A 14,300-nucleotide genomic window follows, 5' to 3' on the forward strand; every position below is an offset into this window, starting at 1 on the left:
GAACTGTACCATAAGTAAATGAGGCGTTTTGGGGTATTTACACATATAGCTCATGTTTAGAGTGTTGTCTCGATTTCACTAAATGGTGGCTAAAAGACTTGATTTCCCAGTATTTATAAGAATATAGTAAAGCGGCAAGATTGGTTATAAAACTGATCTTGCCGCTTTTTTCGTTGCATAGAAACATACCCACTGGTAGGAAGTATGGCTGATTTTGAGTTTAGTAGTTAGCTGAAACATATTAAAAGTAAAACTTGTTCACTTCGGCAACTCCAAGGAATATATACATCACTTTTTAGAATATGGTGTTATCCCATTTGTATAAAGGCTATCTACTAACTTGAACAATTCTTCTGTCGATAAATCCTTTCCTTGGCGTATCCAAAGGCGAAATAATGAAAGTGATGTTGATATGTAAAACTCAATCAAGTAGGGTGTTAAAGAATTATATTCAGGAAAGTTTAAGCCTAATTTATCAAAGGGAATTTCTCTTTTCAACCGTTCTAAAAAACGAACACTTCCATAATCACCTAACAGGGCCTTGAGAGTTAAGATATGCTCGCTACTTTCCAAACAATTAAGTGCATTTTGGATAGGATCCGTAGCTGCTTCTTTATTCGTCAATGACTCTTTCATAGAATTCAATAAATCAGTTTCAACAAAGTCTAACAATTCGTAAATATCAGCAAAGTATTGATAAAATGTGCTGCGGTTATATCCAGCTTTGCTTGTAATATCTTTAATCGAGATTTTTTCAATGGGCTTTTCACTATATAATTCACAAAAAACATCTATAAACGCTTGCCTTGTTTTTTCTGTAATTTCAGGTTGCTTTTTCATTTTATTCTCCTTTTATGAACAAAAATATCATCCAACAAATAATGAAAAATTGATGGTTGATAAAGCTATAATAAAGATTTACAATCCTATTATACAACGCGTTGTCTTATAATCAAGAGAAAATATTATCAATATTAATAGGAGTGTTTTTTATGTCAGTAAGACAAAATAGAATTTTAATTTTTGGTGCAGGTGTTATAGGAAGCATATACGCAATGAAATTCATTGAAGCAGGTATAGATGTTACTATGTTTGCACGTTCTAATAAATTTAAAGCATTGAAAGAAAATGGACTACAATATAGTGAAAAAGGTGTAGTTAAATCTATAAAAGTAAATGTCATTGATAAGATTGAAAATGATGATGTATATGACTTTATTTTCGTTACAGTCCGTTACGATCAATCCGAATCAGCGTTGTTAGCAATAAAAGACAATCAAAGCAAAAATATAGTTACGATGACAAACAGTTCAATTGGGTTTTCGACCTGGTTAGATATTATTGGAGATAGACTTTTGCCAGCCTTCCCTGGTTTTGGCGGGCAGATAAAAGATGGAATATTATATGCTCGAATTCCACCAAAGGCTTTAGTGGCTACTATGTTTGGAGAAAATAATGGTTTAGTGACAGAACGCATAGAAAACCTCGCAAAATTATTTAAAACAGCAAAACTTCCCTACACAATTAATAAGGATATGAAAGCATTTTTAATAACACATTCAATATCGGATATTGCACTTTTGGGCGGTTTATATTTTGAAAATAAGATAAGTGATGAAAAAACAGCAAGAACCAGAAAAACCGCACATAAAATAACAATCACCTTAAAAGCGTATTTAAGGGCAATACAAAAAGCTGGAGTATCTATTAATCCATCTGCATTTAAAATTGTACTTAAACTTCCAAATTTTATTCTGGAAACTTTCTTTATGATGTGGCTACGGACTAAAATGGTAAAGGATATGATGCTACAGGATTATGCGAATAATGCAAACAACGAAGTTGTGAAACTTAATAACGATTTATTGAAGTTTTTAAGTCAAAATGGTATCACACCATAAAAACGAAAATAGATATAAGGTGGTTAAGAATATTCAATATCAATATTACTTCAAAACTAACTATTTAATTACAGGAGGAATATAGATATTTAAAAATACCCAAACGGATAAATTTAATAGATCAACGAGAAAATGCGCAAGAATACACCATCTCAAACTCTTTGTTTTATGATAAACATATCCCCAAATTAATCCCATAGTTAGCAACGGTAATACCATTATATAACTTCTAATAGTTATTGAGAAAACTCCCCACATTAAAGGATGACTCAAACTGAATAAAATAGTAGTGTATATAACTTTAATTGATGGTTTCCATGTAAGGTTGTCTATTAAATAACCTCTCCAAAAAATTTCTTCTGTAAAAGAATTTATGACAGCAAATATAATCCACATAATAATTAACGAGGGAGTTTCAATATATTTTATCCCCCATATAAATGAAAAACTGCAAAGCAAGACAGGTATAAGAGATACTATACTTATTTTAAAATTATAAGCAGGTTTCTTAAGATAGGATTTAAGCATGTTTTTTGTAGGCTTTACAACTACAATTATTGATGCCCAATAAACAATGGCAAGTGGAATGAATGCCCATGCATTTATATACTTTGAAGCAATCATTGCAGTTAAAGAACCTACTAGAATAATTATTAAAGGAATTAGGGCTGTTTTTATATTAGTCTTCATCATAAATTACCTCTATTTAAACAATATTAATGATTTTTTTCTATAATAGTTCTAAATTTAATAGTCAGGTCAATTTTTTAAAGTCTTGTATAATTAATAAAACCATTATACCATATAATGGTAACGTGTGTAGGATATAAAGTTCTTCTTTTATAAATTATAAGGCGGTTATTGTTATATATCTATTTGCAATGATTAGATTTTCCAATGTAAAGGAATATTCTTACTTTAAAGAAGGTGGTATAGAAATGGATTTTAAATTTAAAAGCTTCTTAAGAAAATTTTTAGTAACCTTTGTAATATTAAATTTAGCCATTTGTGTTAGTGTACAGGCTGAGGTTAATAATAATGACTTGAAGAATTTTAAGACTAAACTAGATGACAGTGTACGTAAACTTCTTAAAAAGTATGATATAGCGGGAACTTCAATAGGACTTATAAGTGGTGGTAAACTCACATATGTTCTAAACTATGGATATAGTGATAAAAGCGAAAATAAACTAATAACTAATGATACAGTGTTTCAGGTAGGTTCTATATCTAAAAGTGTTGCAGCCGTATCAGTAATGCACTTAGTTCAACAAGGAAAACTTGATTTGGATGCTCCAGCTGAAAAGTACTTAACTCGCTGGCACATACCTGATTCAAAATACAATAAAAGTGATGTCACTATAAGGAGACTCTTAAGCCACACGGCAGGTATTTCAATTCGTGGCTATCGTGGAATTGATCCAGATAAAAAGCTTCAAAGCTTAGAAGAATCTCTTTCAGATGGAGTTAAAATTGCAGTTAAGCCTGGAAGTCAGTACAGATACTCAGGAGGTGGATATACAATACTTCAGCTTATTATGGAAGAGGTTACAAAGACGCCTTTTTATCAATATGCTAATGAAGAAATCTTAAATCCATTAGGCATGAAAAATAGCTCTTATGATGCGGAGTATTTTCCTAAATCTATGTCAAAGGCCTATAGCTTTTTTGGAGAGAAGATTCCAACATATAAATATACTGAAGCAACTGCGGCAGGATTAAAGACTACAGTTAGTGACTTTTCAAAATTCATGTTAGCATGCATAGATGGTGGAGATGGAATTATAAGCAAAAAAAATCTTGATACCATGTTTACTCCAGTTAAATCAGATTACGGATTTGGATTTGCAAAAGAGATTTTATCTGATGGAACTACAGCTATATCTCATGGTGGCGCAAATAGAGGATGGGAAGCTCAATTCGAGATGATACCTGAAAAAAAGGACGGAATAATTATTTTTACCAACAGCGATAACGGAGTTGATATTATAAATGATGTGCTTAATCAGTGGAAGGGATATGAAACAGGGAAAATTCAGCCAGTGTTAGATACTTATAAAAATATTCAACTTGTTGCCTTTGTTGCACTTATAGCAGTCATAATACTTTCAGTAATTTTAATGGTAGCATTATATGGAAGTGTAAGGCATGGTAAGAGAGGCTTTGCAAAAATTAAAGCTAAGTTTATGATAAGGCTTGGTACTGAAATGGTTATCCTGCTTGCATGGATTTTAATTTTTTATGCCTTTAGAGCAGCACTTTTAGCACCATATGCAGTAAGAATGTTCACGTATGCAGTTTTTATACTTATAGTTATAAATCTGATTTATGGACTGTTTCCAAAAACTAAGCTAATTACGTGATTGAGCTTATATAGTGAGAAATATTAAAAATCAGCTTCACAGTGAGAAACGGAAGGCTGATTTTTTTATAATACGTAATGTACGCCATTGATTATAAGCGTTTGTAAATTAATTTATAGATGGACACTTCATAATTAAAGTTATATTTTCAAATTCTCCTCTCAGAACCCAGAGGAGTTTTAAAAATAGAGTGCTGTTCGAAGTGGTACATCTTTATAATTCATGGCTTCAATTTGGGGAGTATCTGCCTAAAAACATAAGAAGTTAGAAGGCTGCCTCTTATCTCCACGACTTTAGAAGATACTTGATTGGCTATTTCAAGACTTTTTATATTTGAATAGCCTAATTTTCTAGAAGCCATGAAGGCTCCAATGTGAGAATCTCCAGCACCGATTGTGTCAACAACATCAGCTTTGATACCCATGTCGTGCTGTAGGTGTTCACCATCATATAGATAGGATCCATTTTCACCATCAGTTATGATAATCAAATTATTTGTTAAAGAATAAAGTATCTTAACAGCTTGTTCTAAAGTTGCTGTTTTTGTAAAGGTTAGAATTTCATCCATGTTTAGATGAACAATTGGTGAAAGTTTGAAAATTTCATCAATCTTATTTTTATCTATTAACGAGAATCTTGGCCCAGGGGCAAAGAAAACTTGTAGATGTTTGTTTTTATTAAGAAAAGATATTATTTTATTACCGGTGGATTCCTCAATTTCTAGGCCACAGATGTAAACCTGGTCAAAATCATCCATATTAATTCCATCAAGCCACATAGGATCAAAAGTGTATTCTGCACCGTGATATGATAGAAAAGTTCGTTCTCCATGAGCTTCAACATAACAATAACAACACCCGTTATCTTGATCTGCAACTCGTACACATGGTGATAATCCTATTTTTTTCAGCTGTGAAGCCACATAATCTCCATAGATCCCAGTACCGATAGGTGAACAAAACACATAAGGGACATCAAAAAGATTTATTATGTTCTGAACATTAAAAGCACAACCACCTATAGACATAGTTTGACCATTTATGTGACAGTCTTCAGTGGTAGTTGGGAGTCTTTCTATATTGATTATTATGTCGAGGACAGTAGATCCGATAATTAGTGATTTTTTCATTGTTACCTCCTGGCTTCTGTGAAATAGTTTGTTGGATAATTATAGTATAGCATCTTTTGATGCAGTTTGTATTAAAACTAAAACGCCTGGCTCAATTCAATTGACCTTAACCATATCCTTGTGGTTACAATTAACGTAACTTGAAACCTAAAACTAACAGTGATATAATTGAAAAATCAAATATAGATATACCAGTTCCAAATGAAATGTATTACTTAAATTAATTGACAACAATCGTTAAAAACACTAGTAGTATGTCTATAAGAAAGAACATTTTATGAGAGGTAATGACTTTGGATAAGATTTCGTTAGATAAAGAAATAATACTCAATGCAGCAGAAGAAGTTATTCGCCGTTTCGGGCCAGAAAAAGCGAATATTACTGACGTTGCAAAATCATTAAAAGTTAGCCATGCTGCACTTTATAGATATTATAATGGAAAAACTGACCTTTGGAATGCTGTTACAGAGCGCTGGCTTTCAAACTTGCATGTTTATTCAAAGGACATTTTAAAAGAAGATACTCCTGCTGATATTAAACTTTTTCGTTTACTTGAGGACTTTGCGGAAGCGAAGCGTCGCAGTTCCATCAATGATCCAGAAATGTTTGCTAATTATCTTAAACTCGCCCAAAGCTCAATGGATGTAATAGAAAAAAGTATACAAGATGGGATAAATAGTATTAAAGAGGTTATAGTGCAAGGAATTGAAGAGGGGATATTTTTTGAAGAATTTCCTCAGCAAGCAGCGGTAGCTGTATATCTTGCAACCAGCGCTTTTATTCATCCAAACTCATTTGAAGTTGATGATCGAAAACAAAATATAGAATCTGTTGTAAATCTTCTGATAAGAGGGCTTAAAAACCCTAATAAATAATTGAGTAAGAGATGGAAGTAAGCCCAGCCAATATTATCTCACTGCATCAAGTATAATAGACATGGAAGTACCACTTCTTAATAAAATTTATTATTTTTAAAAACTCTCACCAGAAGCCATGAGAGTTTTAAAAATAGATTTCGGTTCGAAGTGTTACATCTATAGCACTAGAATTTTCATTATAGTTTACAAAACTTCAAATATGATGAGCTAAATTTCAATATGAAGTAGTTTATCTATATTAAGGCAAAGCTAAACAAAGCATATGAAGAAGCGTTCTTTTTTTGCGTAATTAATTATAAAATTTATGACTGGTTATAAATTTTATATATTGTAACTTGTAATACGATATGATATTATTAAAACAATAAGTTACAAATAATAATATATGTAACTCGTAATATTAATTCGGAAATTTTAAGGAGGATTTTTTATGCGTGTTTTTGTAACAGGAGCAACAGGTTATATCGGTTCTGAGGTTGTTAGGGAACTCATTGACGCTGGACATGAAGTTATTGGGTTAACACGCTCAGATAAGGGAGCATTAAAATTAAAGGAAGCTGGAGCTGAAGTGCACCTAGGTTCACTTGATGATCTAGATAGCCTTCGTAGTGGCGCTGCTATTGCAGATGGTGTTATTCATCTGGCATTTAAGCATGATTTTTCGGATTTTGCAGGTTCACTTGCAACAGATTTACAAGCAATTAAGGCTATAGGAGAAGTGCTTGAGGGCACTGGAAAGCCATTTTTGACTACAGCTCACGCAAATGGTACCGCATCAGATAACGCCACTTTGGAGCTTGCAAAGCGTGGAGTTCGGGCGTCTGTAGTGTCGCTTTCAACCTCTGTACATGGGGATGGCGATAAGGGATTTGTTCCACGATTAATCAATATAGCACGTGAAAAAGGTTTCTCCGCATACATCGGCGATGGGGCAAATCGCTGGCCAGCTGTACATCGTCTAGATGCGGCAAGACTTTTCCGCTTGGCATTGGAAGCTGCTCCTGCAGGATCAAGGTTGGACGGTGTTGGAGATGAGGGCATACCGTTCAGTGATATCGCAAATGCAATTGGTCGTCATCTGAACTTACCGGTGGTTAGTATTACACCTGAAGAGGCAACGGCTCACTTAGGTTTTTTAGGTGCTATTGCAGCTCTTGATCTATCAAGATCCAGTGTACAGACTCAAGAGCTCTTAGGTTGGAAACCAGAGCATCCTACCCTTATGGAGGATCTTGAACAGGGACACTACTTTGAAAAATGATTAAGGACAATATTAACTATATAAAATAGTTATACGATGATATTGCTTGTAATAAATAAGGGGGAACGGAAGTTGAAAAGTGTCGTTTATTATTTTACAGGAACAGGAAATAACTTGCAGGTAGGTAAAAAAATAGCTGAGGCATTGCCGGATTGTAAGCTGGTATCGATGGGTAAAGGGAGCCATGACAGCAATGAAGTGTACGATTATATCGGTTTTGTGTATCCCACATACGCCTTCAATTTGCCACGAAGAGTAACACAATTTATAAACGAAATGTCCCTTGAAAAAAGTAAAAACGCATATTTTTTTGCTGTGACTGGATGCGGTAATATGAGTGGTGTTGCGTTAACTGTCCCTGCCAAAATTTTAGCAAAAAAGGGTGTGACACTTAATTTTGCAGAGGAAATTATTATGGTTGGGAATTATGTTGCAATGTATAAAATGAACGAAAAAAACCCGGAGAAATATGAAATTGCTACTGATAATATACCTGCATTGGTACAAAAGATAGTAGCTAAAACACAGCAGCCAGTAGGTAAGGTGAACGAGCCTCTTAATATATCAACTGCTATTGGTCAAAAATTAATATACGCCAGAAAAGACAAAGGTTTTAATGTTTCTGATGCTTGCATAGGTTGTAGAACTTGTGAGGCAGTTTGTCCTGTTTCAAATATAGTAATGAAAAACAAAAAACCAAGTTTTCAGCACAATTGCGAACAATGTATGGCCTGTGTGCAATGGTGCCCAAAGCATGCTATTAACTATAAGAATAAAACACAAAGTAGAGGACGCTATACTAATCCTAGTATTAGTTTGAAAGAATTAATAGAAGGCAATAAGTAGAAAAATTAAAAGTTTTTCACAGAATTGGTCACGAGGATTGAACATAGTTGAGAACTTAATATATTAAGCACGTACAACTGATATACGTATAAAAAGCAGGCTATATTATGGAGATAAACTCCAAAATATAGTCTGCTTTTGTTTTTCTATTTTTCAAACAATTAATAGGACTAAATTAAAAACTAATAACCGTTTCTGGTACGGTTAACTTAATAGATAAATGTTAAATTTTTATATATTATTTTTCAACTTCTTTATGATTTATATAATCTTCCCACCAAATAGTTAATTCATAAAGTAATGGCAACAGACCTTTTCCTTTTTCAGTTAAAGCGTATTCTACTCTTAGGGGCATTTCATTATATTGATTTCTAGTAATTAATTCATCATTCTCAAGTTCACGTAATGAATTTGTGAGCATTGTATTTGTTATCCCTGATATGTCTCTTTTTAATTCATTAAACCTCATCACTTCCTTTCTTAGTAAGTGACCTAATATATTCAGTTTCCACTTACCTCCAATTACTTCTAATGCATTTTTTATAGGGCAGTTTTCGTTAAAATCTGATTGTTTTATTAAATTCCAGTATTGTTCTAATTCTTGTTTGCTCGCCATATATATCCTTCCCAGGTACGAAAAATAGTACCTAATCACAAAATTCTGCGTAATTGTTAATATAAATTTTCTTAAGTATAATAATTATACCTAGTATATTTATTAGAGTAAACATTATATTTATTTAAAAAACTATATATTTAAGAGGAGAGATATAAAATGTCAAAAGTAGTTATTTTTAATGCTAGTCCAAGAAAGAATGGATATAATTCGAAGTTATTAGAACAAGTAGCAAAAGGTGCTGAATCTAAAGGTGCTGAGATTATAGAATTTAATTTAAATGATAAGGGGATTCGTCCATGTCAGAGTTGCTTCTACTGCCGTACCCATGATGGTTGTGCTGTTAATGATTACCTTCAACCAATGTATAAGGCTATTAATGAAGCAGATGCTATTGTATTTGGTTCTCCAATCTTCTACTATCAAATTACAGGACAAGCGAAAGTTTGGTTAGACCGTACATTTCCAATGCTTGGAGATATGATTGAAGATAAATTTGAACCAAGACATCCTGGCAAAAAGTTAATAACAATATTTACTCAAGCTAATTCAAATCCTGAAATAAGTGCAGAGGGCATTAAATATATTACTGATATTTTCAACAAATATGGTTGGAAGCTAGAGGAAAATATTCACGTTTGTGGAATTTCTCTTGTTCCTGATTTAAAAGTGTTAGAGGAGTTATCTTTAAGAGCATTTAGGGCTGGGGAAAATCTAGTTGGATAGAATCCTAGAAAAATATTAAAAACTATTTTGAGATTATGTAATTGATATTGATTTGTATAAAATGTCATTGATATATAATTTAGTATCGATAAAATAGATTAAAGCCATATGTTGGATACTTTACTGACATATGGCTTATTTTTATACTTAGCTTGGCTGTACCAATTAATGCCGCAGATTGCAGGAAGTTTCTATGAACGCATTTCAGTTTTCATCCCATTCATAATAAAGCTAAGTGTTTTTTCAATAATGTATTCTTTATCATCTTTATTATAATAACAATGTTGAGCACAACTATATATTGAAGAGGTAATTAATTTAACTAATATATTTGTGTCATTGCAATCTAGCTCATCTCTGTCTGCCATACTTTTCAATATTTTTTCAATAAGATTTTCTATTTTATCTTTTAATAGATTATCTACACTAGATGCAATTGAAGTAGCATCAATCTTACAGATTTGATAAAAGTAGATATTGTACTCATAAAGGAATAAAATAAGCTCCTTTATAATATCTTCATTCAAATCTATAGCGCTTGAAAGTTTTATTGGTAACATTTCTTCAAAGCACTCCACAATGAGTTCTTCTAGTAAAATATACTTATCAATATAATGAGCATAAAAAGTCGCTCTATTTATAGTTGCCTCTGTTGTAATATCTTTAATTGTAATGTATTTAAAGTCTTTTTCCTCAAGTAACTTAGCAAATGAGGCTTTAATCAAATTTTTGGTTCTCAATGCTCTCGGATCTTTTTCATTCATAATTTATCATGAAACTCCTTTTATAAAACAACAGATTTAATAAGATGTTGCCTATACAACATGGCTGAAAATCTATTGGTTGTAGTTGTATGAATAATTCAATAGTATATTAACATACAGTTGTATCTTATACAACACATGTTTGTTAGGGGGTAATATAATGAAAATATTAATGATAGGTAGAGGGGTAATTTCAACACAATATGGCTGGGCTTTAGAACAAGCAGGGAATGATATAACATTTTATGTTCGTCCAGGAAGAATTAAGCAGTATGGCGATGTAGTTAATATGAAAATATTAGATGGTAGGAAGAATAGGAAAGGTGATCTAGTAAAAAAAGCATGGAAGATTAAAATGATAGAAAAAATTTCATCTAATCATGATTTTGATTTAATTATGATTAGCGTAAATCATAATCAATTAAGTAACATAATAAATTTGGTAGAATCACTTGTTAATAATTCAACTGTTTTAATATTTAATAATATTATTGATGAACCTTTAAATTCAATTGGATCAATTCCAAAAGAACAAGTTGTTTGGGGATTTCCTGGAGCAGGTGGATCTTTTATAAATCAAAACACATTAGATGGTGGTTTTATGAAAAATATCTTCATGGGCTCCATTGATAACACTACTAATAAGAATAGATATGATAAAGTAGCTAACTTGTTTAAGAATGCAGGCTTTGGTATATCTGAAAATAAAGATATGCGTAACTGGCTATGGTTTCACTTTATCACAAACGTAAGCTTAATGGCTGCGGCCTCAAAGGTAGGTTCCCTTAATGCTTTGTTCGATTCTACAAGCGCACTTAAGGAGTTTGCTTTAATATTAAGAGAACTAATTCCGCTTATGGATGCTAAAGGTTCAAAGCTTAGTTCAATAATAAAACTTGGAATAAAATTACCTGCAGGACTTATAGCTTTTGTAATGAAGTTAGCATTAGCTGAAGGGCAGCTACCTAGAGAAATAATGAGAAGCGCTAGTGGAAGTGAAAGCCTAAAAGCCGAGAACAATGCAATATTTGTACGAGATGCCCTTGCTGAAGCACGTAGACTAGGGATATCCATTCCTAGGCTTGAAGCTTTAGATTCATATGTTTATAAACAATTTAAGTAATTTAAAAAAACAAATAACTAAATAGTTCTTTATAGAAATTTAATTAAAAGGGAAGCACTATTCTTTGTGGGATGGGTGCTTTTTCTATTTGTCATCAAGATATTTCCGTTAGGCATTTACTATGAATTTCAAAAGATTGCTTCACAATATATGCACGTGTTAAGAAATTATATTTACCAGCAGTTTGAATTTAATAATTAGGTTATGTTTAAAAAACTGTTGATTACAGACGAAATATATTAAGCAATTTATATGATTGCCTGTAGAATTTCTAACTTTGTTAAATTCCAACATGTCTGCTACAACAGATTGATTGCTACCATTGACAAATCTCAATGTTGTAACAGTATATATTTTTAAAAACATCATAATGTTAAAGTTAAACTAATGTGAACATCTTGCATTGGATTGCCTATAATAATTTAAAGACATAATATGTAAATATGCAAGGAGGCTAAAAGTGAGGATTTTTCAAGGAACAAGGGAGTTTAAAGATAAAGATGACCTATTAAAGAACATTGCAAAAGAAGAAATAGGAGGAGAAATATATATAGAAAGTGGTACTACTGTTGTTATTATGCATCCTGGAGAGATACTTAATAGGCAAGAGTATTCCGAGGAACAATGGTTCCAATATGCTATCAATATGGGACGAGACTTTCCTTCTGATCAATGGTATTCTCAAATGAAGAATAAAGCAAAAGTGGAATCAAAAGACAACAAATTAAATGATGATTCGGCGAAAACAATGAATTGCAGTATCTATGAAAAAGAAGCGTTTTTCGAAATTTACCCAAAAGCAAACGAAGATGATTACTATAAAGTTTCTAACCCAGATTCAGATGTACTAGCTTATATGGAAAACCTAGAGAAGAAGTTCAACATTAAAATTAATGAAATGAATTTTGTATGCATCGACGAGGAATACTTTGAATGGCTCAAAGCAAATAATCTTGAAGAAAATAAGAAAAATAGGCTCAACTATATAACATTAATGGAAGATGATAATATTGAAAGGCTATGGAACAAAAATCATAGGAATCAATATATACTCATGATATTTTTACCTGTGATTTTATATAATGAAGATTCGTTCAAATCTCCAGAAGATACAATAGAACTAGATAAACAGTGCGTAGAATTCTTAACAGATAGACTTAGCAGTAATCTTAATATACCTAAAGATAGCCTACTTATTTTAGATAGAATGATTAGGCCTGATGTGGCTATAGTAAACGAAGATAACTTCTATGAATTGTATTATAGCTGGTTTCTTAACAATCTAAAAGTTGAGAAATCTTTTCTTGAGGCGAAAAGTAATGACAAACTTAACAGATTTAACGTATTCATGAGAGTAATCCCAATTGGTATTTTAGGAAAAAAAACTTTTAAATATACAAAAGAACAGGCTATTATAAAAAGTAAAACCGATATCTATAAAGAGTTTAGCAAAAGTCTAAATGAGAGCATTTCTAGTAAATTGCAAGAGAAGAACAACTATAAAGTAATATCTACTTTTGGAGCCTTAATCCCATCCGAAGCAATCGAGGATAGGTATAATGAATTTGTCGATACCTTAAAATAGGCTATTAGATTATGTATTAAATAAATGTTGATATATTATAGATTGTCCTTTTGTGTAGCAGTAACAACATTTATTTAATACAAAATGGGAGTGTTTTTATAGTAATACCTAGCATACACCTTCCGCATAATTTCATACAAACTTCTACTAAGTAGAAATACCATGCAATAATCAAGATTAATTTACATCATATGTTATAATTGAAGAAATCAGTAATTGATTGTTATAAGGAAGATTGGAATTTGTGGAATAGATAATATGTCATTAAATAAATACAAAAATGAAGTTGAAAAAATTTTGCTTAGACTGGGATCATTAGTTCAACGTTAAGTATTATAAACTGGTGATTTGCAGGAGGTGTATAAAGTGAAAATAGGAGTAATAACCGATATACATAGTAATATTGATGCAATAAATGCGGTATTAGATGAATTTACTTCACTCGGTATAGAAAAAATTATATGTAGTGGAGATATTATTGGAATTGGACCCAAACCAGAAGAAACTGTAAAAAGGATAATGCTACTTGAAGATGATATAGAATGCGTAAGAGGAAATCATGAAAATTATCTTATTAATGGAATACCTATGATAGTTCCTAATGATGAAAAAATGGGTTATGGGGAAATGGAACATCATAAATGGGAGCACGGAAAACTCAGTGAAGAATCTATTGAGTTTATAAAGGCACTGCCGTATACAAAAGTATTAAAAATATGCGGAAAGACAATCTATATAGCACATTATGCTATAAACGAAGATAATAAATATGTAAATTATACTCCCAATCCATCATTGGATGATTTAGAAATGATGTTTCAAGATGTGGAAGCAGACATTATAGTATATGGTCATAACCATGCTCCATTAATTAATCACGAATTAAATAAGTGGTATATAAATACTGGTTCTTTGGGATGTCCATCAAATAACATAAACATTGCAAGAGCAGGTATTATTATTGTTAATGAAGAGAGCATTAAATATGAAGAATTGAAGGTGAGTTATGAAGTGAAAAAGGTTATAGAAGATATTAAAAATATAGGATATCCTGATTTTAAAAATATTTTGAAGTATTTTTATGGCATATCATAATTGCAGATCTTAA

At 31.7% G+C, this 14,300-nt stretch carries 14 protein-coding genes; 9 read left to right on the plus strand and 5 right to left on the minus strand.

Annotation, left to right across the window (positions count from 1 at the left end; translation table 11 throughout):
• Positions 1 to 288: 288 nt before the first annotated feature.
• A complete protein-coding gene (locus OCU55_RS06300) occupies positions 289 to 840 on the minus strand; it encodes a TetR/AcrR family transcriptional regulator (RefSeq protein WP_261851454.1) in 552 nt (183 codons plus the stop codon).
• A gap of 152 nt (positions 841 to 992) precedes the next feature.
• Between OCU55_RS06300 and OCU55_RS06305 the strand changes: the two genes are divergently transcribed.
• A complete protein-coding gene (locus OCU55_RS06305) occupies positions 993 to 1,901 on the plus strand; it encodes a ketopantoate reductase family protein (RefSeq protein ID WP_261851455.1) in 909 nt (302 codons plus the stop codon).
• Positions 1,902 to 1,961: 60 nt separating this feature from the next.
• Here OCU55_RS06305 and OCU55_RS06310 read toward each other — a convergent pair whose 3' ends face one another.
• The gene (locus OCU55_RS06310) at positions 1,962 to 2,594 is read right to left on the minus strand and encodes a CPBP family intramembrane glutamic endopeptidase (RefSeq protein ID WP_261851456.1); all 633 of its coding nucleotides are present in this window, start codon (positions 2,592 to 2,594) and stop codon (positions 1,962 to 1,964) included.
• A gap of 245 nt (positions 2,595 to 2,839) precedes the next feature.
• Between OCU55_RS06310 and OCU55_RS06315 the strand changes: the two genes are divergently transcribed.
• Positions 2,840 to 4,264, plus strand: coding sequence for a serine hydrolase domain-containing protein (locus tag OCU55_RS06315; RefSeq protein WP_261851457.1), 1,425 nt, complete (start codon positions 2,840 to 2,842; stop codon positions 4,262 to 4,264).
• Between the two features lie 220 nt (positions 4,265 to 4,484).
• On the opposite strand, the gene OCU55_RS06320 is transcribed toward OCU55_RS06315, so the two are convergent.
• Positions 4,485 to 5,393, minus strand: a complete 909-nt coding sequence (locus tag OCU55_RS06320; protein ID WP_261851458.1) for a carbohydrate kinase family protein — start codon at positions 5,391 to 5,393, stop codon at positions 4,485 to 4,487.
• A 287-nt stretch (positions 5,394 to 5,680) separates the two neighbouring features.
• Here OCU55_RS06320 and OCU55_RS06325 point away from each other — a divergent pair, with 287 nt between their 5' ends.
• From OCU55_RS06325 to OCU55_RS06335, 3 genes are all read left to right on the plus strand, one after another.
• Positions 5,681 to 6,268, plus strand: coding sequence for a TetR/AcrR family transcriptional regulator (locus OCU55_RS06325; protein WP_261851459.1), 588 nt, complete (start codon positions 5,681 to 5,683; stop codon positions 6,266 to 6,268).
• A 433-nt stretch (positions 6,269 to 6,701) separates the two neighbouring features.
• Complete coding sequence (locus OCU55_RS06330; RefSeq protein WP_261851460.1) at positions 6,702 to 7,532, plus strand: SDR family oxidoreductase; 831 nt, start codon at positions 6,702 to 6,704, stop codon at positions 7,530 to 7,532.
• Between the two features lie 72 nt (positions 7,533 to 7,604).
• The gene (locus tag OCU55_RS06335; RefSeq protein ID WP_261851461.1) at positions 7,605 to 8,378 is read left to right on the plus strand and encodes an EFR1 family ferrodoxin; all 774 of its coding nucleotides are present in this window, start codon (positions 7,605 to 7,607) and stop codon (positions 8,376 to 8,378) included.
• Positions 8,379 to 8,616: 238 nt separating this feature from the next.
• Here the strand turns inward: OCU55_RS06335 and OCU55_RS06340 are convergent, their stop codons facing one another.
• Complete coding sequence (locus OCU55_RS06340) at positions 8,617 to 8,994, minus strand: winged helix-turn-helix transcriptional regulator (protein WP_261851462.1); 378 nt, start codon at positions 8,992 to 8,994, stop codon at positions 8,617 to 8,619.
• 159 nt (positions 8,995 to 9,153) lie between these two features.
• Between OCU55_RS06340 and OCU55_RS06345 the strand changes: the two genes are divergently transcribed.
• A complete protein-coding gene (locus OCU55_RS06345; RefSeq protein WP_261851463.1) occupies positions 9,154 to 9,720 on the plus strand; it encodes a flavodoxin family protein in 567 nt (188 codons plus the stop codon).
• 191 nt (positions 9,721 to 9,911) lie between these two features.
• Here OCU55_RS06345 and OCU55_RS06350 read toward each other — a convergent pair whose 3' ends face one another.
• A complete protein-coding gene (locus tag OCU55_RS06350; protein ID WP_261851464.1) occupies positions 9,912 to 10,484 on the minus strand; it encodes a TetR/AcrR family transcriptional regulator in 573 nt (190 codons plus the stop codon).
• Positions 10,485 to 10,644: 160 nt separating this feature from the next.
• On the opposite strand from OCU55_RS06350, the gene OCU55_RS06355 reads away from it, so the two are divergent.
• The 3 genes from OCU55_RS06355 to OCU55_RS06365 all read left to right on the plus strand — a co-directional run bounded on the left by OCU55_RS06355 (position 10,645) and on the right by OCU55_RS06365 (position 14,287).
• Entirely contained in the window at positions 10,645 to 11,607 is a 963-nt protein-coding gene (locus tag OCU55_RS06355; RefSeq protein ID WP_261851465.1) for a ketopantoate reductase family protein, read from the plus strand.
• Positions 11,608 to 12,067: 460 nt separating this feature from the next.
• The gene (locus OCU55_RS06360) at positions 12,068 to 13,192 is read left to right on the plus strand and encodes a hypothetical protein (RefSeq protein ID WP_261851466.1); all 1,125 of its coding nucleotides are present in this window, start codon (positions 12,068 to 12,070) and stop codon (positions 13,190 to 13,192) included.
• 366 nt (positions 13,193 to 13,558) lie between these two features.
• Positions 13,559 to 14,287 (plus strand): metallophosphoesterase family protein, encoded by a 729-nt coding sequence (locus OCU55_RS06365; RefSeq protein ID WP_261851467.1) that lies wholly within the window; start codon positions 13,559 to 13,561, stop codon positions 14,285 to 14,287.
• The last annotated feature ends 13 nt before the right edge of the window (positions 14,288 to 14,300 follow it).

Source organism: Clostridium folliculivorans, from assembly GCF_024341905.1.
Taxonomy (GTDB): Bacteria; Bacillota; Clostridia; order Clostridiales; family Clostridiaceae; genus Clostridium_AR; species Clostridium_AR folliculivorans.